This window comes from Fluviicola sp. (genome assembly GCF_039596395.1).
Classification (GTDB): domain Bacteria; phylum Bacteroidota; class Bacteroidia; order Flavobacteriales_D; family Crocinitomicaceae; genus Fluviicola.
Map to the genome: position 1 here is coordinate 427,130 of NZ_JBCNJT010000001.1, position 24,825 is coordinate 451,954.

General features: G+C 43.4%; 18 protein-coding genes. 11 read left to right on the forward strand and 7 right to left on the reverse strand.

Features of this window, described 5'->3' with window-relative positions; genetic code table 11:
* Nucleotides 1-30: 30 nt before the first annotated feature.
* The 4 genes from ABDW02_RS01680 to ABDW02_RS01695 form a co-directional block, all read right to left on the reverse strand.
* Nucleotides 31-261 (reverse strand): hypothetical protein, encoded by a 231-nt coding sequence (locus ABDW02_RS01680; protein WP_343631510.1) that lies wholly within the window; start codon nt 259-261, stop codon nt 31-33.
* A 138-nt stretch (nt 262-399) separates the two neighbouring features.
* On the reverse strand, nt 400-1,572 hold the full coding sequence (locus ABDW02_RS01685) for an OmpA family protein (RefSeq protein ID WP_343631512.1): 1,173 nt from the start codon (nt 1,570-1,572) through the stop codon (nt 400-402).
* 1 nt (nt 1,573) lies between these two features.
* Nucleotides 1,574-2,611, reverse strand: a complete 1,038-nt coding sequence (hemE, locus tag ABDW02_RS01690) for a uroporphyrinogen decarboxylase (RefSeq protein WP_343631514.1) — start codon at nt 2,609-2,611, stop codon at nt 1,574-1,576.
* A gap of 69 nt (nt 2,612-2,680) precedes the next feature.
* Nucleotides 2,681-3,355, reverse strand: coding sequence for a uracil-DNA glycosylase (locus ABDW02_RS01695; RefSeq protein WP_343631516.1), 675 nt, complete (start codon nt 3,353-3,355; stop codon nt 2,681-2,683).
* Nucleotides 3,356-3,486: 131 nt separating this feature from the next.
* On the opposite strand from ABDW02_RS01695, the gene ABDW02_RS01700 reads away from it, so the two are divergent.
* Nucleotides 3,487-5,088 (forward strand): peptide chain release factor 3, encoded by a 1,602-nt coding sequence (locus ABDW02_RS01700; protein ID WP_343631518.1) that lies wholly within the window; start codon nt 3,487-3,489, stop codon nt 5,086-5,088.
* A gap of 46 nt (nt 5,089-5,134) precedes the next feature.
* On the opposite strand, the gene ABDW02_RS01705 is transcribed toward ABDW02_RS01700, so the two are convergent.
* Entirely contained in the window at nt 5,135-5,572 is a 438-nt protein-coding gene (locus ABDW02_RS01705; RefSeq protein WP_343631520.1) for a type I restriction enzyme HsdR N-terminal domain-containing protein, read from the reverse strand.
* A 142-nt stretch (nt 5,573-5,714) separates the two neighbouring features.
* Between ABDW02_RS01705 and holA the strand changes: the two genes are divergently transcribed.
* The 4 genes from holA (at nt 5,715) to ABDW02_RS01725 (ending at nt 8,485) form a co-directional block, all read left to right on the forward strand.
* The gene (holA, locus tag ABDW02_RS01710) at nt 5,715-6,713 is read left to right on the forward strand and encodes a DNA polymerase III subunit delta (protein WP_343631522.1); all 999 of its coding nucleotides are present in this window, start codon (nt 5,715-5,717) and stop codon (nt 6,711-6,713) included.
* Entirely contained in the window at nt 6,713-7,393 is a 681-nt protein-coding gene (locus ABDW02_RS01715) for an RsmE family RNA methyltransferase (RefSeq protein WP_343631524.1), read from the forward strand. The genes holA and ABDW02_RS01715 overlap by 1 nt, the downstream gene beginning before the upstream one ends.
* A gap of 4 nt (nt 7,394-7,397) precedes the next feature.
* Nucleotides 7,398-8,054, forward strand: coding sequence for a DUF4159 domain-containing protein (locus tag ABDW02_RS01720; protein WP_343631526.1), 657 nt, complete (start codon nt 7,398-7,400; stop codon nt 8,052-8,054).
* Nucleotides 8,055-8,233: 179 nt separating this feature from the next.
* A complete protein-coding gene (locus ABDW02_RS01725) occupies nt 8,234-8,485 on the forward strand; it encodes a GlsB/YeaQ/YmgE family stress response membrane protein (RefSeq protein ID WP_343631528.1) in 252 nt (83 codons plus the stop codon).
* Between the two features lie 110 nt (nt 8,486-8,595).
* On the opposite strand, the gene argS is transcribed toward ABDW02_RS01725, so the two are convergent.
* Nucleotides 8,596-10,491 (reverse strand): arginine--tRNA ligase, encoded by a 1,896-nt coding sequence (gene argS / locus ABDW02_RS01730; protein ID WP_343631530.1) that lies wholly within the window; start codon nt 10,489-10,491, stop codon nt 8,596-8,598.
* A gap of 115 nt (nt 10,492-10,606) precedes the next feature.
* On the reverse strand, nt 10,607-11,560 hold the full coding sequence (locus tag ABDW02_RS01735) for an arginase (protein WP_343631532.1): 954 nt from the start codon (nt 11,558-11,560) through the stop codon (nt 10,607-10,609).
* A gap of 109 nt (nt 11,561-11,669) precedes the next feature.
* Between ABDW02_RS01735 and ABDW02_RS01740 the strand changes: the two genes are divergently transcribed.
* The 6 genes from ABDW02_RS01740 to ABDW02_RS01765 all read left to right on the forward strand — a co-directional run bounded on the left by ABDW02_RS01740 (nt 11,670) and on the right by ABDW02_RS01765 (nt 24,821).
* Nucleotides 11,670-12,362, forward strand: a complete 693-nt coding sequence (locus tag ABDW02_RS01740) for a hypothetical protein (RefSeq protein ID WP_343631534.1) — start codon at nt 11,670-11,672, stop codon at nt 12,360-12,362.
* Between the two features lies 1 nt (nt 12,363).
* Entirely contained in the window at nt 12,364-13,005 is a 642-nt protein-coding gene (locus ABDW02_RS01745) for a hypothetical protein (RefSeq protein WP_343631536.1), read from the forward strand.
* Nucleotides 13,006-13,081: 76 nt separating this feature from the next.
* The gene (locus ABDW02_RS01750; RefSeq protein WP_343631538.1) at nt 13,082-15,622 is read left to right on the forward strand and encodes a DNA translocase FtsK 4TM domain-containing protein; all 2,541 of its coding nucleotides are present in this window, start codon (nt 13,082-13,084) and stop codon (nt 15,620-15,622) included.
* Between the two features lie 192 nt (nt 15,623-15,814).
* Nucleotides 15,815-16,453 (forward strand): outer membrane lipoprotein carrier protein LolA, encoded by a 639-nt coding sequence (locus tag ABDW02_RS01755; RefSeq protein ID WP_343631541.1) that lies wholly within the window; start codon nt 15,815-15,817, stop codon nt 16,451-16,453.
* A 182-nt stretch (nt 16,454-16,635) separates the two neighbouring features.
* Entirely contained in the window at nt 16,636-18,384 is a 1,749-nt protein-coding gene (locus ABDW02_RS01760; RefSeq protein ID WP_343631543.1) for a DNRLRE domain-containing protein, read from the forward strand.
* Complete coding sequence (locus ABDW02_RS01765) at nt 18,384-24,821, forward strand: hypothetical protein (RefSeq protein WP_343631545.1); 6,438 nt, start codon at nt 18,384-18,386, stop codon at nt 24,819-24,821. The genes ABDW02_RS01760 and ABDW02_RS01765 overlap by 1 nt, the downstream gene beginning before the upstream one ends.
* The last annotated feature ends 4 nt before the right edge of the window (nt 24,822-24,825 follow it).

Consider the following 24,825-nt stretch of genomic DNA (forward strand, 5'->3'; position numbering starts at 1 on the left):
ATCCATTCGTTAACAAACGGATGGATTTTTTTATGAGAAGTACTTCGTAATTTCTTCTTCATTCATCGGCACATAGCTGAATGAACAGGAAATCATATCCTGGATTCGCAATTTTTCAGGGTATTGGATTGCCTGGATTGGTTGATGCCTGATCTCACCCTGCGCAATCGTTGCTTCAATGAATAAGTCTGCGCTTTCTATTTTGTAGAAGCGGGAGAATCCGTCCAGTTTACGGTATATGGGGAAAGTTTGAGGGTTCAAAAGTTTAAAAGTTTAAATGGTTCAAAATGGATTTGGAGGTATGTAAGTTTGAACCTGTTTAAACCCTTTGAACCGAATGTGATGAATAAAAAAACCATCCGACAATGTGGATGGTTTTTTTATAATGATGAAATGTGTTTAATTCACTCTGAAAATAACGCGTCTTCCTTTTGCCAGTTTCAAATCGTCATCATCTGTTTCTTTGATTTCCGGGCTTGGATTTTCACTTCCTTTGCTTTCGGATTTCAAACGCGAAGCACTGATTCCTTTTGAAATCAGGTATTCCTTAACAGTCTGATTACGCTTCGTATCCATGTCCGCATAGAAATCTTTTTTCTCAGCCAATTTGTCTTCTTCTTCGTTGTTGTGTCCGATTACTGTGATTGTCATGTTCGGATTTTCCGTTAAAACCTTTGCAACGATATCCAAAGCAGCTTTTGCTTGCGGAGTAAGGAATGTTTTCCCGAATCCGAAGTAAATTTCTTGTTTCTCGATACGCTCTTTGGTAGACATTTTGTCGTTATCTGCAACCTGCTTCATGTAAACTGTTGTAGACAATTCGTTTTTGTCTTTGTCTGCATCGTAGCATTTACAGTCTTCGTCTTTATCCAGCATGGTTACAACCACGTCATCGATGTAATAGTATGCAGCAATAATCTGGTTGATCTTCGAATCTTTCGGTTTTTTGTTTACTTCGTATTTCGTATCCTGGTCAGAAGTAAAGTTCCCGATTGTCAGGAATTTCTCACCGCCTTCAGCCTTGTAAGAACCACATACTTTCTCCCAGTTGTAAGTTGCATTGAAAACCTTATTGTCGGGATGCTGAATTTGAGTCTGATCGATCAAATGTACTTTTTGATCCGTCCCGAATTCTTTTTTCGAAATGTTTGCCCCGATCTGGTTGCAGGAATACTTGGAAGCTTCAGATAAAGAAACGTAGAACGAAATACAATAAGTCACATCTTTTTTCAAAGGTGTTTTTAATTTGGCCGTAATGTAAGTTCTCGGAAGCTTGTTTCCGTAAGAAAATGCATAAATTCCGGCATAATTTTCACCTTCTTTCGGTGTTTCTTTTCCGTAAGCATTATCGGGAGCACCCACATCCGGAATCTTGGAATCACTTAAAAAGTAATCAGCTCTTGCTCCGGTAGGAGATTTCCATCCGGTTGCCAAATCAATCTGACCTAATTTTTTCGGTTTCCCTGCGTTGGACTCAAATCCCCCGTTATCGATCAGGTTGTCTCCTTTTTGCGCTGATGCAATCAGTGGTAATCCAATCAAAGCACCTAATGCAAGTTGTTTTAGTTTCATACTATTTGGTTTCATAAGATTTTACAGTTTTAATGAATGTTTTAACCTTTTCTGGGTCGACATCCGGATAAACACCGTGGCCTAAGTTAACAATATGTCTTTTATTATTGCCGAACGAATTTAACATTTTTATTGTTTCAGCCTCAATACTTTGGTGAGAACCGTATAAAGCACAAGGATCCAAATTTCCCTGAAGCGTTCTGGAATCACCGATTAAAGAGCGCATCACCGGAATATCCATGTTCCAATCGAGCCCAATCGTATTACAATCTAATTTCGCCAAAGCCGGGATGGATGTGATAGCTCCCTTCGAAAATAAGGTAACCGGAACATCTTCAATAGCGGATGCTATTTGTGATAAATAAGGAAGAGAAAAAGTCGCGTACTGCTCCGTTCCTAAAATTCCAGCCCATGAATCGAACACTTGTATCATACTTGCTCCGGCTTTAACCTGTGCTTTTAAATAAGCGATTGTAACATCTGTGACGTGCTGTAACAATTGATGTGCCAAAGTCGGATTGGTATACAGGAGTTTTTTCGCTTCGCTGAATGTTTTTGAACCGTGCCCTTCCACCATGTAGCAAAGAATGGTCCACGGCGCACCCGCAAATCCGATTACCGGAACACGCCCGTTCAGTTGTTTGACTGTTAAACGAATGGCTTCCAAAACATACCCCAGGCGGTCTTCAATATCGAAATCGAACTCCAGTCTTTTGGCGTCTTCTTCCGATTTGATGGTATGCTCGAACCACGGTCCGCGTTTTTCGACCATTTGATAAGGAATGTTCATTGCTTCCGGAACCACCAGGATATCCGAAAAGATAATCGCTGCATCCACATCCAGGATATCAACCGGTTGAATCGTTACTTCTGCAGCCAAGGCCGGGTTTTCAACCAATTCTTTAAATCCGCTCACACTTTCGCGAACTGCGCGGTATTCGGGTAAAATTCTTCCTGCCTGGCGCATTAACCAAACCGGGTATCGTTCAATATCTTCGCCTTTTGCAGCGCGTAAGATCAAATCGTTTTGCAAATTCATCGGTGCAAAAATAGGTAATATAAAAAAACGTAGGGATGAAAAATTTTTCATCCCTACGTTTTCAATGAATTATGCCCATTTGATTCCGGATTTCCCGTTTTTCTCCAAAATTCCATTGATGGTTGAAAAAGGTTTGCTGCCGAAGAACCCACGGTAAGCAGATAACGGAGAAGGATGCGGTGCTTTTAATATGAAATGTTTGTTGGGATTAACTCTTGCAGCTTTTGCCTGTGCGGGAGATCCCCACAAAACAAAGATCACACCTTCCAACTGGTCATTGATGGTCTGGATCACATCATCGGTGAATTTTTCCCAGCCCTGATTAGCATGAGAAAGCGGCTGGCCTTCACGTACGGTCAGGATAGAATTCAATAATAAAACCCCTTGTTTGGCCCAGTGGTTCAAATCCCCGTTTGGCGGTGCCGGAATTCCCAGATCATCTTCCAGCTCCTTGAAAATGTTTTGCAGGCTCTTAGGTAAAGGTCGCACATGCGAATCACAACTGAAACACAATCCGTGTGCGTGGCCTCTCGTCGGATATGGGTCCTGGCCTAAAATAACGACTTTGAGCTCATCAAAGGGACAGCTGTCGAAAGCCCTGAAAATGTATTTTCCCTCCGGGAAGATCTGGTGCGGAAAACGCGTGTATTCCTGCTTCACAAATTGAACAAGGTTTTCAAAATAAGGAGCTTCAAAAGATGGCTGAAGGACCTTTTCCCACGAAGGATGTATCGAAACTTTCATTTAGCTAAGGTAATGAAAGTTCAAAAGGTTTCAGCCCGCGGCTGATTCAAAGTTTCAAAAGGGTAGTGAGTTCGGGAGGTTCGGGAAAGTCAACTTTTTGAACTATCTTTGTGCCCCATTAAACAGCAATCATGAGCAACGACGTAGAAATTGAAAAGCGCAGGACCTTTGGAATTATTTCGCATCCCGATGCGGGTAAAACAACTTTGACTGAAAAGTTACTGCTTTTCGGAGGAGCGATTCAATCCGCAGGTGCCGTGAAAAACAACAAAATCAAGAAGACCGCTACTTCGGATTTCATGGAGATCGAGAAGCAACGTGGAATCTCGGTTGCCACTTCGGTAATGGCTTTTCAGTATTCCGGGAAGCAGATCAATATTCTGGATACTCCCGGCCACAAGGATTTTGCGGAAGATACTTACCGAACGCTTACTGCTGTTGACAGCGTTATTCTGGTGATCGACTGCGCAAACGGGGTGGAAGAACAAACAGAGCGCCTGATGGAAGTTTGCCGCATGCGCAAAACACCGGTGATCATTTTCATCAATAAGATGGACCGCGACGGAAAAGATCCGTTCGAATTGCTCGACGAACTGGAATCTTCCCTCGACATTAAAGTAAGACCTTTGGCATGGCCTATCGGAATGGGCGACCGTTTCAAGGGAGTTTACAATATTTACGACAAGAACATCAATTTATTCGCAGCGAATAAGACCAAGATCTCTACGGACATCGTTTCCCTTTCAGATATCAATTCTTCGGAATTGGATGAGTTGGTGGGTGAGAAGCCTGCTTCCGAATTGAGAGAAGAACTGGAAATGGTGGAAGGTGTTTACGATGCTTTCGACCGTGATTCTTACCTGGCGGGAGATGTTGCCCCGGTTTTCTTCGGGTCGGCAGTCAATAATTTCGGGGTGAAAGAGTTGCTGGATACGTTCGTGCGCATTTCACCTTCTCCAAGAGGAAGAGATACGGATGCCGGACGCATGGAACCGTCTGATAAGAAATTCTCCGGATTTGTATTCAAGATCCATGCGAACCTCGATCCGAAACACCGCGACCGTATCGCGTTCTTACGCATTGTTTCCGGGAAATTCGAACGAAATACATTCTACAACCACGTGCGTTTGGATAAGAAATTCAAATTCCCGAACCCGACATCTTTCATGGCTCAGGATAAAAGTGTGATTGACGAAGCTTTCCCGGGAGACGTAATCGGTTTATACGATACCGGTAACTTTAAGATCGGTGATACTTTGAATGAAGGAACACCATTCATGTTTAAAGGAATTCCAAGCTTTTCGCCGGAATTGTTCCAGGAATTGGAAAACCTCGATCCGATGAAATCCAAACAGCTGGATAAAGGAATTACACAATTAATGGACGAAGGAGTTGCTCAAATGTTCATTCAGCAGCCGGGTAACCGGAAGATCATCGGAACGGTCGGACAGCTTCAGTTTGAAGTAATTGCTTACCGTTTGGAGCACGAATATGGCGCAAAATGCCGTTTTGTTCCGAAAAATTACCACAAAGCCTGTTGGATTACGACAGATAATGACGAACAATTGAGAGATTTCATGCGGGCAAAATCCCAGTACCTGGCGAAAGACAAGGACGATAACCTGGTTTTCCTGGCGGAAACATCTTTCTTATTGCAAATGGCAGAAAAGGATTACCCGGATCTGACATTCCACACAACCAGCGAATTCAAACTGGAGGCGAAACACGCGTAGTATGATATGTACGTAGGCCCGCGATTAATCGCGGGCCTACTATATTTTATAAATCCGGTAATTCCTCCAAAAACACATCCGGGTTCCTGCATTCCACAATCACGTGGTTCAATCCGTTTGTCATCCAGAAATAAGCAGCCTTGCTTTTTTGGATGTAATTGCTCGTTTGCAGGAATACTTTTTCATCCAGGTTGATCTCTGAAGCCTTGCATTCTACAATAAGTTTCGGATTTCCGAAAGCATCGATTACCACAATGTCACAGCGGCGGTTCTGGCCGTTGATCTTCAGTAAATGTTCGCTATTTATCCGCTCAATTGGAGTTCTTTTATGATGAATGAGGTAGTGGATCACGTGCTGTCTTACCCATTCTTCGGGCGTCAGCAATAGTTTTTTTCGTCGAATGATGCACCACACGAAAAACTCCTCCTTCTCTTTCGAAAGTTTCAATTGCGCGGAAGGTAAATTCAACGAGGGGTACGACATTTAGCAAAATTACGAATTCCAAATTCCTAATTACGAATTTGAATTCGTAGCGGCGAAAAAATTTCCGTCCAGGTTGATATTTCCAGTAAGAAAATAATTCAACAATTGGGCTTTCATAATTCGTAATTCGTAATTTTGAAAGATGGATTACAAAGCGCTTCTCAAAGACATTAAAAACGGTGATTTCAAGCCTTTATATGTGTTGCATGGTGAAGAACCGTATTTCATAGACCTCTTGTCTGATGCTATCAGCGAGCATGCAGTGGACGAATCCGAAAAAGATTTCAACCTGGCGGTTTATTACGGGCGCGATATCGACGCGCTCACGCTCATGAGCGAAGCCCGCAGTTTTCCGTTTATGGGAACTCGTAAAGTGGTGATTGTTCGTGAGGCGCAGGACATGAAAGATATTTATGAACTGGAAAAATTACTTCCGAATCTGGTGGAAAGCAACATTCTGGTGATTTGTCATAAATACAAAGCACTCGACGGAAAACGCAAGTTTACCAAAGAGATTGCGAATGTGGGGGTGAATTTTAAGTCGGAAAAAGTCAAAGACTACAACCTCACGGAATGGATTGCAACGTACGTTCGTTCCGAAGGATATGAGATTACTTCGAAAGCGGCTGCTTTACTAGGAGAATTTTTAGGGAATGACCTGTCGCGCATTGTCAATGAATTGGACAAGCTGGCTATTGTGCTGGAAAAGGGCACGAAAATTTCCGACATCCATATCGAAGAAAATATCGGGATTTCGAAAGATTATAACGTATTTGAACTAGTGAATGCCATTGCGATTCGCGATACGCTGAAAGCTTTTCAAATCGCTGATTACTTTGAGAAAAACCCGAAAGATCACTCGATAATTGTGGTCATTCCGTCTGTTTTCAAATTATTCACCAACATGATGCGCGTACACTTCGCTCCGAATAAATCTCCGGAAGCAATAGCCTCTTCGGTTGGATTACATCCGTTCGTAGCGAAAGAACTAATCCGCAACTGTCCGAATTATCCGCCGAAAATACTGGCACGAAACGTAGAGATTTTGCACAACTACGACCTGAAAGCAAAAGGAGTAGGGAACAGTTCTACTTCAGATGGTCAGTTATTGAAAGAAATGTTGGTCCAAATACTCAACTGATGAGACGCTTTTTCCTCCCCCAAATTCCAGATACGGAACTGATTTACCTTCCGGAAGAAGAATCCAAACACATTGTTCGGGTATTGCGTTCCGAAGTGGGTGACCAATTCCTGTTACTGGACGGAAAAGGATTGATCGTTACTGCCGAAATTATCGATGCACATCCGAAAAAATGCCAGGTAAAAGTGGTTGCGAAGGAAATAAAAAGCCGCAGTGGAAATGGTTTTCATTTAGCAATTGCACCGACTAAAAACCTGGATCGCATGGAATGGATGGTGGAGAAGATCGTTGAGATCGGCGCTACAAAATTGACCTTCCTGAATTGTGAACGGTCGGAACGTGTGCAATTAAAACCAGACCGTTTGCAGCGTGTTGCTATTTCTGCCATGAAACAGGCTCAGCACGATTTTTTGCTGGAGATCGAAGCATTGCAAAACTTCTCGGATTTCGTAGCAAACAACCCGAATGGCGGAATTGCTCATTGTATGGAAGGCGAGAAGAAATCAGTGCGCGAATTGAATCATCCGTTTCGTATTTTAGTGGGCCCGGAAGGCGATTTCAGTGAAAAGGAAGTACAACTTGCTTTGAAACACGGATACGAAGCCGTACATTTGGGAGAATCGCGTTTGCGAACAGAGACAGCCGGAATGGTTGCCTGCGTACTAGCCGTTAACAGTTAAAAGCATGAAAGTATTCATTATAATCACCGTCCTTTTTTGGAGCGCGACCGGATTCGCCCAGGGAAGCTATCAAATTGCATTTTTGAAATACAGCGGAGGTGGAGACTATTACGCCAATCCGACTGCTTTGCCGAATTTGGCCGCATTCTGCAATGCAAACCTCGGAACTACCATTTCGAAAGAAGCTCCTTACGTGGATGTCGGAAGTCCCGAATTGAGCTTGTACCCGTTTATCCACATGACTGGTCACGGAAACGTGGTTTTCTCACTCACGGAAGCTGAAAACCTGCGCAATTACCTCTTGGGAGGTGGATTTTTGCACATCGACGACAACTATGGGATGGATAAGTTTATCCGCGAAGAACTAAAGAAGGTATTCCCGAATAATTCGCTGGTGGAACTTCCGTTTTCGCATCCCATTTTTCATCAGAAATACGATTTCAACGGTTTACCCAAAATTCACGAGCACGACGGAAAACGTCCGCAGGCGTTCGGGATCATTATTGAAGGCCGGTTGGTTTGTTTGTATACTTTCGAAACGGATTTGAGCGATGGCTGGGAAGACCAGGCCGTGCACAACGATTCAGAAGAAAAGCGCAAGCAAGCACTTCAAATGGGTGCGAACATCCTGATGTACGCCTTCCTGGGCGACTCGAAGTAACAGAGCAGGCACGAGACCGGGAATGAGGACTTGAAAAGGTGTTCTTGCTTTCGGACTAATTACTTTCTTCATTCTGTTTCTCATTCTCATTCTGTCCTTGTTAACAGATGCTAAAACCTTTTTTTGTTTCATCACTTTTAGCTACATTCAAAACAGTTCACATCTAAAAATAGGAAGTTATGAGTTGGTTATGGGCATTAATTATAGGAGGTGTCGCCGGTTGGTTAGCCGGGGCAATCATGGATAGCGACAGAGGAGGAATTTTCTTCAATATCGTACTGGGAATCCTGGGTGGTATTGTCGGGGCATGGCTTTTCGGCTTACTGCATATTTTCGCACCCGATAATATTTGGGGAGTTTTGTTGACGGCAACGGTCGGGGCGGTCGTCATCATTGTAATAGCCCGGTTGATTACGGGTGGTAAGGTTTAAAAGGAGAGATCAGCTACTGCTGATCCACTAAAGCAAATTGTCTGCTAAAGGCAGTACGATTTGGGTTAATAAAGGAGGCACGCGATTAATCGCGTGCCTTCCTGGTTTTATTACATTCTGTTAGGTACTGTAATTCCCAACAAATTCATGGAGCTCTTTATCACCTTCGCCACATTCTGACTTACCGTCAGGCGTAATGCTTTTTGATTTTCATCCGTCTCACTCAGGATCATCACATTCTGGTAGAATTGATTGAACAACTTCACCAGTTCGTACGTATAGTTCGCCACCACAGAAGGAGCGTACGTTTTTGCTGCTTCCTCAATAACGGAAGGATACAACACCAATTGTTTGATGATTTCCTTTTCGGAAGCACCGATTTCTGTGTTTGTGTCCAGTTTAAAGTCGCTTGCTTTCCCCAAAAGTGATTGGATACGTGCGTGAGCATACTGGATAAACGGACCTGTGTGGCCATTCAATTCGATGGATTCCGCCGGGTTGAACATCATGCGTTTCTTCGGGTCTACTTTCAGCAAATAATACTTTAAACCTCCCATCCCGATCGTCTTATACAAGGTTTCCCGATCGGCTTCGCTCATTCCGTCCAAATGTCCGCGCTCTGCCGTCATTTCTTTGGCGCTTTCAATCACTTCGTCCATCAGGTCATCTGCGTCAACCACCGTTCCTTCCCGCGATTTCATTTTTCCGGAAGGAAGGTCTACCATTCCATAAGATAAGTGGAAGCATGATTTCGCCCAGGAATAACCCAGTTTGTCCAAAATCAGGAATAACACTTTGAAGTGGTAATCCTGTTCATTACCTACGGTATAAATAATTCCGGTCAATTCCGGGTAATCGTTGAAACGGTCAACGGCAGTTCCCAAATCCTGCGTCATATACACGGAAGTTCCGTCCGAACGCAATAAAAGTTTGTGGTCCAATCCGTCGCCTGTCAGGTCGATCCAGACAGAACCGTCTTCTTTTTGGTAGAAAACGCCTTTGCTCAACCCTTCGTTTACCAGGTCTTTTCCAAGAATAAATGTATCGGACTCGTAGTACAAACGATCGAAATCAACGCCCATTTTTTCATAGGTTTGATTGAATCCGTCGTATACCCAGCCGTTCATGGTTGTCCAAAGCAGATACACTTCCGGGTCTCTTCCTTCCCAGCGAACCAGCAAGTCTTTGGCTTCGCGCAAAATGGAAGTTTCGTTTTTAGCCAGTTCCTTGATCTTATCGTCCAGTCCTGCAATGGCCTTTTCGTCTTTACCGGCTTTCGCTGCCGTAAATTCGTGGTATTTGGCAATTGCGGCTTCGGAATAACCTTCAAAGTTTCCGGTATTCCATTCCGCGATGATTTCTTTGGCTTCTGCGTTGAATTGCTTGTCGAATTCCACGTAGTACTTTCCAACCAGTTTATCGCCTTTCATACCGGTGTTTTCCGGATTCTCACGTTCTCCTTTTTCATTCAGAGGCGAGAATTTCTGCCATGCAAGCATGCTCTTACAGATGTGGATCCCGCGATCGTTGATGATCTGCGTTTTGATCACTTTGTGTCCGTAAGCATCGAGAATCTGAGCAACCGAATATCCCAGGAAATTGTTGCGTAAATGTCCCAAATGCAATGGTTTGTTCGTATTCGGGGAAGAGTATTCCACCATGATTTCCGGTTTGGAATGCTTTGCTGCCAGTCCGAATGATGCATTTGAGTCTATTTCGCTCAATTGTCTGGTCCAGTAATCATTCGGGAAACTGACGTTTAAGAATCCTCCGATAATGGAATAATCACTGATACAGCGTATATCGTCCCTTAAAAAATCACCAAGCACTTTTCCAATTTCTTGCGGAGCTTTTCCGGCAAGTTTCATCAAAGGAAACAATACCAAAGTAGTATCGCCTTCGAATTCTTTTTTCGTTTTTTGAAACTGAATCAGCGAGTCAGAACATTCGAAACCAAATAATTGATTGGATTTCTCAATGATTGCCGACTTGATTAAATCTTCCATCAGGACTGTTTATTTTTATTTTGTGTTATTATCATGTTCAAATGTTTCAAATGTTCAAGTTGAACTGTTTAAAACTTTGGAACTTCTTGAACTATTTTTGAACCTTTTGAACTGTTCAACCCTTCAACGCAGCGGTAACCGATTCCAACAAAGAAAAAGCCGTTTCTGCCATGGCGTTCACTCTGTTATCCAGGCACGGATTTACTTCAACGAACTCGATGCAAACCGTTTTTGGATTTTTAGCTAACAAAGTTAATATTTCTTCGGCTTCCTCGGGAAAAATACCGTTTCCAACCGGTGTTCCTGTTCCGAAAGAGGTGATTTCCGGGTCCATGGAATCCACGTCAAAGGAAACATAGATGAGTTCGCACGCTTCCAATTGCTTTAAAACGTGTTGTACAATTGCCTCCGCGCCTTCTTTTCGCACAAACTCTACCGTGTGATTGGTAATGTTATTCTCGGCGATTAACTGGTTTTCTTCGAATTCCGTATCCCTCACGCCGATAAATACCAAATCTGAAGGATTCAGTTTAACAGCGTTGGTGTATTTGTATTTAAGATCGTTCCAGATTCCTGTTGTTTGCCCGGAAGGAGTATTTCGCTGATAAGCCAGATTATCATTTCCCAGTGAAAGGCTCAACGGCATTCCGTGGATGTTCCCGGAAGGAGTAGTGTATGGAGAATGCAAATCTCCGTGTGCATCGATCCAGACAACTCCCAGGCGTTTTTCAGGATAAGCTGCCTTGATACCCGCAATTGTTCCTGCAGCCGATCCGTGATCCCCGGCAAGAATAATCGGGAAAGAACCTTTATTCAGCAAGTCTTTGGTCTTTTCGGCTACAGATTCGAAAACCAATTTGAATCCCAACAGGTTTTTGGCAAATTCAGTTTCGTTTTTCTGATCGAGAAATCCATTGTAATCCGGCAAAGGGTGAAGCGGGTATAATCCGAAGTAAGGATTGTTTGCTTTTCTGGCCGCTGTCATAATAGCTCCGGGCCCAAGGGATGATCCGCGGGTTCCTGCTGCCAGTTCTGAGGTATTTACAATGATTTCAATTTTCCGATGCATAACATATTGTTAATAGCGCAAAAATACATATTTGGTTTAGTCTGACTCTTTCAAGTTCCCGAAACCTTTTCAACAATTTGCCGTATTAAGTTCTTATTAAAGATCTTATATGTTGGTAAAGCAGTCATCCATATTCTTAGGAATTTGCATTTTTCTGTTGTGTTCGTGCACTTCCAAAAAGGAAGTCATCAGTGAGGGGACGATCATTTATTCGGCTGATTATCCGAACCACAAGAAGAATATATTCCTGTACAATATCCTGCCGAAAGAAATCCAGATCAGTTTTAAGGACGGAAAGGTCCGCAACGATATCAGTCGCGGTAATTTTCAAAATGTTTTGCTGTTCGACTGTAACAAAAAACAAATGGACATTTATTTTCAATACGGGGAAGAAGCATTTAAAACAAAACTGACCCCGGATGAGATCCGTAAAATGTTAAACGATCAAACAAAATACGACATCCGCTTTTCGGATGAAACCGATACGCTGGCAGGTTTTAATGTGAAAAAAGCCATTGCTACGAGCAAGAAAAACAAGTCGGATGTGATTACGCTTTGGTATACGGAGGAAATTGCATTGAAGAATCCGAACTGGTACAATACATTTAACGAAGTCCCCGGAGTTTTACTGGCTTATTCTGTCGACCGTTTCGGGATTCGCATGGACTATAAAGCCACGAGATTTATTCCCAAAGCAGACGAATCTAACAAACAGTTGTTTACTTTGCCGGCAAAAGGTACGACCATTAGCTACAATGAGTACAACCAAAAAATGAACAGTTTATTTGCAACATTTGAATAATATGAACAAATTCCTTGCTGCTTTCAGCATTACCCTACTTACTGTATTTACAGCGTTTTCCCAAAAACCGTTTTCAGGAGTTTTGAAGTACAAAGCAACCGTGATGGCACCGGATTCAAACGTGGTCTGGAAATCCTGGAATGTAACGCTTTACACCAATGATACGGTGGTTCGGGTGGAAACGGAAACCGAGCAATTCGGGGTGCAGGTCTATATCCGCAATATGACTTTGAACAAAGCGTATTTATTGCTTGAACTGGATGGGAATAAATATGCGATCCATACAGACTTGTCGAAGAAAACGGATACCATTCCAAAAACCTACACCGTTACGAAGAAAACGGGATCTAAAAAAATAGCAGGCCAAAAAGCAAAAAAATACCTGGTGAAGGATGAAAATACCGAAGGATTTTACTGTTATTTCGCCAAAAACCTGGGAAATAAATACCTGCAGGTTTACCCGGAAGTAAAAGGCCTGGCTTTGGATTATTACATTCCTTCCCAGGATGGTTTGATCCACTACGAATTGGTAGAGAAAAAGGACGAAACCGTGAACCGTGATTTATTCGGGATTCCTTCTGATTATAAGCGTATCAGCTTCGAAGAATTCATGCGCGCCTTTTATTCGAATAATGAACAGTAGTTTGTTTATAGTTAAATCGAAAACCATTAACCAAACCCCTCTGATGTCGTTATCTTCGTAAGATACTTCGTGAAGAATGGCATTGGAAAACGAATACAGGCAAAAAAGCGAGCAAACAGCTGACGAAAAAATCAAAAAGGAACCCAAGGGAAAGCCTGCGAAAGAACGCAAGCCTTCCGATAATGCCTTGTTGGAACGTCTGTCGAACCGCTTCGATAAAAAAAGATTTAAAACAATCCTTGGGATTGCAATGATCCTGTTTTCCTTTTTTACGTTTCTTTCCTGCCTTTCCTATTTCTTCACCTGGACTTCAGACCAGGACCGCGTTCTGGATGTTTCCCTGTTTACATTCCTGTTTGACAGCAACCCGGAACCGGTGCAAAACTGGCTGGGAAAATTCGGTGCGTGGATGGCTCATTTATTCATGTATCGCTGGTTCGGAGTTTCGTCTTTTGCCATTTCGTTCATCATTTTCCTGATCGGTTTCAAATGGACACTGAACATTTTACTCCTTCCTATCAGACGTTCAATTGCGGTAGCGGCCTTGTTCATGGTTTGGAGCTCGATCTTCCTGGGGTATTTCGTAGAACACATCGATTACTTAGGCGGGACTTTCGGTTTTGCAATCAATAACTGGCTGCGCTTAACGATCGGAAGCTTCGGAAGTTTCGTTGCAATTGTAGCGCTTCTGTGGGTGGTACTGGTAGTGCTGTTCAATGCAGATATTATGTCCTGGTGGAACCGGGCGAAAGGTGCGAAAGAATCGTTCTTCGAAGACGATCAGCCTGTTACGGCAAACATGACGGATATCCACGTGGTGAATACGATCCGTGAAGACCAGATCCGTGCGGAACAGGATGCAGCGGAAGTCAATTTCGACGAAGAAGAGGAAGAAGACGAATCGTATGGAGACGGGGAAGAAGATAGTTTCATCGTGATCCAGTCAGGAGCAGAAAAAATAGAGGAGGAGCCTTTTGTTGAAGAAGAACCGGTTGAGGTATTCGAAGAAGATGAAGAAGAGGAAGAAGGCGATTTCAAAGTCAGTATTGCGAAAGCAGAAACAACGCTTTCCGATGACGAGTTCAATTCCATTCGCCAGGAATACGGGGATTACGATCCAACCCTGGAGCTTTCCGGTTACTTGCTGCCCCCGATCGATTTGTTGAAAGACTACGGAAACGGGCAGGTTTCGATCAATAAGCAGGAACTGGAAGACAATAAGAACAGAATTGTCGAAACACTTTCTCATTACAAGATTGACATCGCGAAGATCAAGGCAACGGTTGGTCCGACGGTAACTTTATATGAAATTGTACCGGCTCCGGGAGTCCGTATTTCGAAAATCAAAAACCTGGAAGACGACATTGCATTGAGTTTATCCGCACTGGGAATTCGTATTATTGCACCGATTCCGGGGAAAGGAACAATCGGTATTGAAGTTCCGAACAGTAAGCCGGACATGGTTTCCATGAAATCACTGATCGCTTCGGAGAAATTTCAGAATTCCGATTTCGAATTGCCTATCGTGATGGGGAAAACCATTACGAATGAAACCTATACGTTTGATCTCACAAAAGCGCCACACTTATTGGTTGCCGGAGCTACCGGACAAGGTAAATCCGTTGGTTTGAACGCGATTTTGGTTTCCATCCTTTACAAGAAGCACCCGGCGCAGGTCAAATTTGTACTGGTCGATCCGAAAAAGGTGGAATTAACGCTGTACAACCGCATTGAACGCCACTTCCTGGCCAAACTTCCTGGAGAAGAAGATGCCATTATTACGGATACTTCCAAAGTTGTCAATACCCTGAATTCTCTGTGTATTGAGATGGATAACCGCTACGAATTGCTGAAAGATGCCCAGGTGCGTACGATTAAGGAATACAACGCGAAATTTATTGCCCGCAGGCTGAACCCGGAAAAAGGACACCGTTATTTGCCGTACATTGTAGTATTGATCGATGAGTTCGCGGATTTGATCATGACAGCCGGAAAAGAAGTGGAACACCCGATTGCCCGTTTGGCGCAGCTGGCCCGTGCGATTGGTATTCACCTGATCGTGGCAACACAAAGACCTTCCGTAAACGTTATTACGGGTATGATCAAGGCAAACTTCCCGGCACGTATTGCATTCCGCGTACTTTCGAAGATCGATTCGCGTACCATCCTGGATTCTTCGGGTGCAGATCAGCTGATCGGCCGCGGGGATATGCTCATTTCACTGGGTCAGGATTTGATCCGTGTACAATGTGGTTTCGCTGATACACCGGAAGTAGAAGATATTTGTAAGTTTATCGGGGAGCAGCGAGCTTATCCGGAGGCATTGATCCTTCCGGAGTATGTTGGCGCAGATGGCGGCGGAGATAATGATATCGACCTGGATGAAATAGATTCCATGTTTGCAGATGCGGCGCGTATAGTTGTGATCAACAATCAAGGTTCGGCGTCCTTGTTGCAGCGTAAACTGAAACTGGGTTACAACCGGGCAGGACGTATCGTGGATCAATTGGAAGGTTACGGAATTATCGGCCCGTTCCAGGGAAGTAAGGCGCGTGAAGTGCTCTTCAGTGATGTAGAAAGCCTGGAAGAATTCCTGCGTGCAAAAGGGATCAGTTAAGTTCAAAGAATTAAAATTGTTCAATTGTTCAAATGTTTCTGCCCCGGCAGATTCAAATGTTCAAATTGAACTATTAAACTTTGGAACCTTTTGAACCTCGTTAAACCTTTGATCTTTTTCGCAGAAAATCTTTTAAATATGTAATACTATTCTTGGCACAATTTCTGATATTTGCACAGAAAAATGTGAAACATGAAATACTTACTTATTTGCTTGACTTTATTGGGGGGAACATTGGCGTACAGCCAGGATGCCAAAGCAGACGGAATTCTTGATAAAGTTTCTGCTAAAATAAAGGGGCTTAAAACATTCTACGTAGAATTCAGTGCAACTATCAAGAACAGTACAAACGGAACGAACTCCAACATGTCCGGAAAAGGATGGGTAAAAGGAGATAAGTTCAGTGCTGTTTACGGAGAAACCACTTTGATTTCTAACGGTATTAAGAAATGGTCTATCGTAAAAGAAGAGAAAACCGTTTATGAATCAGATGCTTCCGGAGACGATGAAGATGCGATCAACCCGAAAAAACTGATGACTATCTGGGAATCGGGATTCAAGAGCAAATACGAAAAAGAAGAGACATTGAACGGTGAAAAAGTTCACATGATCTATTTGTACCCGAAAAACCCGAAGAAAGCGAATTACCATACAATCATCGTGTATGTTTCGAAAGAAGACAACGAAGTGAAAAAGGCAATCATGAAATCAAATGACGGAACGGTTTCCACATTTACCATGACCAAGTTTACTTCCAATCCGGCTATCGAAGACAGTAAATTTGTATTTGACAAGTCAAAATACCCGGGATACACGGTTGTGAAAGATTAAGATTAAATTAATTGATATATGAAAGGCGTTCAGGTTAAACCGGGACGTCTTTTTTGTTGTTAGTGTGTTGTAATTGTAATTCCGCCTGGTCATTTCTTCCATTATTTGGTTGCTTCGTTTTGATCAAAAAGTTTCTATTTGTGGTGAACAGACAGATTTAGTTACCACTTATAGCCTTATTTATGATTTTAAGTTTTCTTCGGTTTCATGCGTTGATTATTCCGGCGCTTGTATTTTGCTTTCATGCCCGTTCCCAGTTAACCACCAGCACCCTGGATGCTACAATTGATGCACAAGTTTATTCGGGCAATCCAACAACCAATTTCGGGACATTGGCGACATCAAACGTTTCTGTAGTTTCTGGGCCACGTGTCTACCGGTTTTATGTAAATTTTGACATCAATAGTTTAAGTATTCCTGCGAATGCAGTTGTCACAAGTGCGATTTTAAGGCTTACACCTACGGCAACCGGTGAAGGTGGTGCAGGAAGCTCCGATTTTGTGGTTAACGGAGTAACAAGCAGTTGGACAGAGACTGGGATTACCTATGCTTCACAGCCATTTCAGACAGTCGTTAATCAAGGTTTTACTTCTGCACTGGTAAGCAGTAAACGGGAATTTAATGATTTGAAAAATATGGTTCAAAACCATGTAAACGGAACCATTCCGATTGTTGGTTTCTGTGTGATGCGAATCCAGGAAACTACCGCAACAACAGCCTGTCAATACAATACAAGAGAAGCAACCACATCAACGGATCGTCCCAAACTGGAAATCAAATGGTACATTCCTTTTGCAATGACTACTGCCACAGTTACTCAGGCATCAACCGCAACCAGTGCGGACGGAGCAATTTCACCCACCATCACCGGGGGATCCGGAAGTAACACTTATTCCTGGATCAATAGCGGTGGATCAAGTGAAGGAACAACTTTGAATATTACCGGTAAAGCCCCCGGCTGGTATGGTTTGCAGGTTACTGGAAGTTTGGGTGATAAATTCTATATGTCCTTTATTATCGGGGCGAAATGTGAGGTGATTAATGTACTTTTTCGACAGGATCCGAATTTTATTGATAATGCAACAGTTATCCTGGGAAGTACTCTTTTTAATAATAGTAATTTCGGTACCGGTATCAACGCAGATGCAGGAGGAAAAGCATTGAGTGATAATTATTTTTTTCTGAGATATCGCCTCTGGTTTGACCCCAATAATTATTTCTACCAGGTCAATCAATACCTTTTCGGAAGTGCTCATTCCACTCAAACAAATGCTTGTATTTTAAACAGAGTCACGGCGGATTGGAATGAATTAACCATTACAGGAGCAAATCAACCGGGTGTGAATATATCCACACCTCCCGGAGTTTCGCTTCCTGCAACAGCAACTACTACGGAAAATAAAACACTGGATATTACGGCATATTTCCGCTACTGGACATTGAATCCAACAGCTAATTATGGATACCGTGTTAGCGGTACGGTTTCATCTCCGACGATCGGTTACCAGAGCTACAACTCTGACGATGCTACAACTGCTTCCCTGAGGCCTTATGTATCCATGGTCGTTGAAGACAATAATTGTGACAGGACGTCACACGTTTCATTCAAGGCCGCTTTGGACGGCCAGTTATATCTTGCTTACAAAGGAAATTTAAAACTGCAGTTTACTGAAGAATACCAGCAGGAAGGAGGTAAAAAATGGCCACTGAAACTCTACGACTATAATCGGACACTGATTGCAGGAATTAATTACAATGGCTCTCAGATTGGGTCCAATCCGCTATTGCCTGCGATCGATTATGTCTTTGGCGACAACCGGACAACACTCAATTTCAGTAGTTATGGTTTGCTTGACGGAGGATACTATATCCTTGAATTGACTAAGAGCACCGGAGAAAAAGAATACGTTGAATTTATTTACAAGAAATAATGGAAAAAAGGATAATCAGTAAAGAAGCGTCTAATCAAACGCGGCTCATTGCCGGATGTTTGTCGGTTTTAATGCTTATTCAAATAGGTCAACCGGTTGTCTATGCAGCAACGATCCGGGAGGCAAATCGAAATTTCAATCGGTTGAAAATGAATCTGCCTGCAGATGGTTTGGGATCAGCCCGCGTGAAGCAGGATCGAATGGATTTAAAGGAACACACAATCGACCGCCTCATTGACCGGGAAATAACAACAGATTTTATCGAGGAGCAAGGATCAAACAGCTTGGCAGTTGCCGCGTTGGGTGGGCCCGGACAATCGGAGTCATCCGGTTTTTCACTGACCAGCACGGATGGAATGGTGGATAAATTCTCCGGTGATTTCACGTATTCCATTCCCTTGGCGGATGTGGAAGGGTATCCGCTGGTACTGACTTACAATTCAGGGGTGAATATGCAATCAGAAGCATCCTGGGTTGGTTTGGGCTGGGATTTGAATGTGGGGGCGGTGAGCCGGGAAATGAGAGGTTTACCGGATGAGTTTAACGGACGCCAGACGATTGTAAAAACATTTCATCAAAAATCCAATACGGATTACGGGAATAAATTCGGTCTTTATGCGGGGGTGAAAATTCAAACACCGGGAGATGACAATCCACTTGCTCTTCAAACACAAATCACTGCCTTGATAGGAAAATATACCGATAACTACATCGGAAAGGGAAGAACATTCGATTTCCGCCTGCAATCTTCTCCTTCATTGGTGGTGGCGGATAAAGACAGTTATGGTCCGTCGATCGGTGGAACATTCGGTCTCGGATACAGCCGAGATTCCAAGCGCGGAATCGGCAGAAGTAATGATATTGGTTTTAATGCCGGTTACGCAAGCCCTAATTTACCTAGCGGAGCAGAGTTTTCTCTTTCATCCGGTAAAAATTACAATTCACGCCAGGGATTGGTATCGAAAACCACTTCTTTTGAATTGGGGGGAAAATTGGTCGGCGATAATGCCGGAGTGGGTGGAAGTTATGGAGCATCGTCTACCGTTATGTACGGAACACAAACTGCCATCCCTTACATTTCCATGCGTAACAGGAGTGTATCCAGTTCCAGCGAATTGAACATTCACATTGGTAAGGAAATAGGTAAAAGTTTTGTTTTGACTGCCGGGATAATTACCCAAACTCAAAGCCGGTCAACAGATGTGGTACTGAATTCCAATCACCAGATCTTTCAACCTGCCATCGGGTATTTCCACAACGGGAAATACTACAACTATTCTGTTACGGATTTTCAATATCCGTTAATGGATTTCAACCGAACCAATGATGTGGAATATTCGGAAGAAATGAAAAACCTGGCCTTTTCTGTTCAGACATACGACATTTTCCGGGTAAATGCCCTTGGACTGGGTGCTACTTTCAGGGGAAGAAGAAACGATTTCGGAACTTACAGGGATCCGGAAAAATCCAATGACAATAGCGTAAGCGGGACAAACCTTGCGGGGGGATATGTTAATGGAGCCCCATCGGTAATTAGCGTCAACCCGAGTGTGACAGTGGGGAATTCCAGTACAAAGGCCGGGGTGCTTAAAAAAGAAGACGGCAGCTATGCGATGGAATTTACGCAGGAGCCGGTGACAAATAAGTTTGATAAAGCGGTTTATTTCAAGGGAGTCGGTGAAATGACTCCGGAAGATATGACCGATGAAACAGCGTTGGGCGGAGCGAATAAAAGCTATGTCAGGCTGGCGAAAAGCAGCAACGGAAAAGATATTGTTCTGACGAGCGACCTGGTTACAAACGGTACTTCTTCAACAATCAACCCAACTGCTTTGAACCAGCCGGAAGCATTAGTAAGAGCAACCAGTTATTTACCGTATACGGCGGAAGATTACGCTGCCATCGGGTCTAAATATACTTCCTATAGATCGTATACACTGAATAGTTCTCCGGTAAATTTTACGTTGATCAACAGGTTGCAAACGAGCGCAGCCAATTCACCGAACTATTCCAACCATCTTTCGGCAATCGAAGTGGTTAATGAGGAGGGAATGAAGTATGTTTTCGGAATTCCTGCTTATGACCTGAATTCGTCGCAGGTAATGTTTTCTGCTGACGGATTGAGCACTACCACGAATACGGTTACATACAATACCGGTGATAACACGGTCAATAATCCGCATGGTGTTTCGGGGTATTATGATCAAACCATTGTTCCGGCGGTTGCCCATTCCTTTTTATTGACCGAATTACAAAGTTCGGACTACATTGACCGCTTGAATGATGGCCCTACACTCGATGATGTGGGATCTTATTACAAATTCAATTACACGCGCCTTTACGATGCTACCAATCCGTACAAATGGCGGATGCCCGTTGAGTTAAGATCGGCTTATTTCGATGAAGGAAAGCTGGCTACCAACACGGATGATATGGCCAATTATGCGTATGGCGAAAAAGAAATTTGGTACACCAATTCGGTGGAATCCAAAAATGTAATTGCTGAGTTTGTATTGAGTGACGCAACGAATCCGCGCATGGATGGTTGTGCCGTGAATGGCGACAACGGAGGTTTGAATCCTGCCAATCGACTGAAATATTTGAAGAAGATCGTGATTTACAACCGTTCAGAGCGCATGAATCCTACTACCGGTTCAGCAGCAGTTCCATTACAAATCATTGAATTCGAATACAGTTATGAATTGTGTAAGAACCATCCAACCAACGTAAATACGGGGACCAATTATAATGAATCCGGTAAACTGACATTGAAAGCTATCCGCTCCTACAGCGGTAAATCGGAAGAAATGGGTTTATATGCTTACAAATTTGATTATGAAACTGAAGAGAACCTTGATTTCACATACAATGTAGATGCATGGGGAAATCCAAAAATAGCGAGTCTTGCAAATACTAGAAAACCGCTGACACAATTTCCGTATGCTGATCAGGATGCAACCAATGCGGGTGATGTGGCAAAAATGTGGAAACTGAATAAGATCACCAATCCGACAGGAGGAACACTGGAAATCGTATACGAACCGGATTCTTATGCAACAGTGCAGAACACACGTGTTATGAAACATACGGATGTAGCAGGATTCACCAATATCTATGATTTACTGACAATTACCGGTGGATCAACCTGGAACGGAACAACCGGATTACATACGGATTTCCATCAGAACTTAAGCGGTTCCATGTCGGGAACCAATAAAACAAAAACAGAGAAATATTATGGCGATTTGGGAGTTCTGAATGAAAGCATGGTCCCGAATAATGTGGTGTTGTTTAAACTGGAACAAACCATTCCTAATTCGGTGACGGATGCCAATTCGGAGTTGAAAAAACTGTATTTCTCCCAGAATGAGGGAGCTCATCTGCCTTTAAAAGAACTGTTATTTAAATTGCATGTCAATGTAAAAGGATCGGCATTCGGAACCGAATTGATCAATGCTTTCGCCGAGATCCAGGAAGATATGGATGATATTGCATCGATCGGTGTACTTCCTCCGCTGGGAACCGATAATTTCTATTCCTACGGATATGTGATCCTGAAAACATCACAGGTAAAGAATAATGATACAAAACAAAAAGGAATTGTATTCAATAACATGGAATTATCAGCGATCCAATTTATTCGCAGGGAATTACCGGACCTGGTTTATGGAACCTGTGTGGGGTGTGCCGGTGACCTGAGCATTGATAAAGCATTGAAAAAAGACGGTGATGTGGATTTGATCATGCATCAGAACGGTTGGGCGAATTCAATTAGTACGGATATTAACTATGCGTTGACAACTGTTCGCCTGTACATTCCGGGGAATCTGAAATATGGTGGAAACGGTCGTGTGAGACAATTGATCTATACTGATAAATGGAATGCTATTTCGACCGAAAATGACGGGAAATACACGTGGGATTATTTGTACCCTTCCAGGTTTACAACTTCGGGAAATGCTGCTTCCGAGCCGGTTCCGGTTTTGGACGAATGCGAATTCTACCGGTGGGAAACCTATATCAACAGGATTGAGAAGTATCCGGATGAGTCAAGGTATTCTGTTGCTCCGGTATCAGCTATCCTATTACCGCCCGCGATGGTCGGCTACGAGGAAGTACGAGTGCAAATCAATGGAACCCCGAACAAAGGGTATTCGAAAAGTAACTATTACACCACTCATCAGTTTCCGATGATAACCAACAAAACGGATGTGATCAAAGGACTCGATATTGATGAGCCGACATCTGTTCTCTTGGGGAATTCTACGAGTAAACATGGCTACAGCCAGGGATTTGTGGTGGAAACGAATGATTTCCATGGAAAACCCAAAGAACAGGCAATCATTAATTCTGAACAAGCTGGAAACGGAGCAGTGAATGAAGTGGTGCAATCACGAACCACGTATAACTATTCGGGATTAACCAATACACACAAAGTTATTAAACGAAACGGAACCGTTGTGGATGCAAACCTGGCACAGGAAACAGATGTGCACCTGGATGCGCGGTACGTATTGAGTAAAAGTTTACATCAGCAGTTCGGGATCAATTTGAGTATCCTGCTGGTAGGACTACCACCGGTTCCAATCATACTGCCGTCTTATTCACGGGCAGAAACAGTAGAAGGTTTTTCCTCTGCGGCATTGATAAAACACATCAATCGTTCTGCGATCGTAGAAAGTGTGGTGACAGAAAACCTGGGATCGATCAATACAGCCCAAAACGAGTTATATGATTACCACACCGGAAATGTCTTGTTATCCAGCCTGAACGATGAGTACAATGACCGTTTGTATTCCTTTTCTTACCCGGCTCACTGGTATTACAAAATCCTTCGGGAATATGCCGAAAGTCATCGCGCTACAGTTTCAGTGATCATTAATTCGGACAATACGTTTTCCAATGCGGATGACGTCCTCACCGAAGGAGATTATGTGCGCTTGCTGGATATTTCCGGTCAGCCTGAAGCTTGGGTGGCACGCCACAATGTAACCAATCAATTGTATTTAATGGGCCAGGGCGGAAGTATTACAGCAACTTCTATCTCCAGTCCGGGAACGTTGCACAGTGTGCTTATTCTCCGATCAAACAGAGCCAATAAACAGGGAATGATCATGCAGAGTGTTGTTACAAAACACAACCCATGGTCGGGGTCCGCTATTGTGATGCCCGTATCGGAAATCATCAGCTCAAGTGCCATAACGCTACGGAACCGCAGAAGTATGAAATGCGGCATGGAAATGAAAGAAGAAACAAGGATGAACAACAACGAAGTGACCGTTGGATCAGTCGTTAATCCATACCTGTACGGTGTGCGGGGTGATCTGGTTCCGGATATCCAGTATACGTGGCAAAGTGAACGTCTGAATGCGCAGCATCCTTATAAAACGCGTTTCGACGGAACATATACCTCCTACAAACCATTCTATCAGATTCCTGCTATCGGAAGTACAAGCGGCTGGTTCCAGATCAACCAGAACGGACACCCGGATTACATCAGTCCGACGGATTTCTATTACTGGAGAAAAAGCGGAGTGGTTACAGCTTATGATCCGTACGGAGCTCCCCTGGAAAGTAAAAACCAGATCGATGTGAGATCATCTGTTTTGTACGGCTATAACAATTTATTTAATCTGGCTCCGATTGCGCAGGCTATGAATGCCCGTCAGCAGGATATTGGTTACGATGGGTTTGAAGATTACGGGTACTACAACTACCTGATCGATGATGCCGCAGGTGGTTCCAATACAAACGGGATTATGGTAAACAATACTCATTTTGACTTTAAGGCAGCAGATGCAGCCAATTCAAATGTTTCAATCAGCAATACGGTTCGTCACAGCGGCTTAGCGTCCCTGAGTATCGGGAATCTGTCTTCCGTAACCAATACGTATACGATTTCACCTTCCAATTGCCCGGTAACGGAACCGAATGACCGGCAGACACCTGCCTTGGGATTTGTTGCCAATTCCTGTTACTGTGTACAGCCTTTTGCTCCCGATGCGGTAAAATATGTAATCAGTGCATGGGTGAAGGTTAGTAATCCAGCAATAGCGGATGGACAAATAGTGGTTACCATTGCGGGAGCTCCGTACACGTTTACTCCGACAGGAAATATCCTGGATGGCTGGAGACGTGTGGAAGGAGTGTTTGATATTCCGGCGTCAGGCAGTATTTCTATCAAGCTGCAACACATCAATGGGGCAGCCGCTTATTTCGATGATTTGCGGATACATCCGTATACAGCCGGAATGACGACAACCGTCTACGATCCCAAAACCATGCTGCCGATGGCTACACATGACGGGTATAACTATACGACTTTCTACAATTACGATGAAAATTTGAACCTGGTTCGCATGAGAGTGGAAACCATTGAAGGGATCAAAACGGTATCGGAAAGCGAAATGAGTGGATTCAAACAACCAAAACCTTAATCAA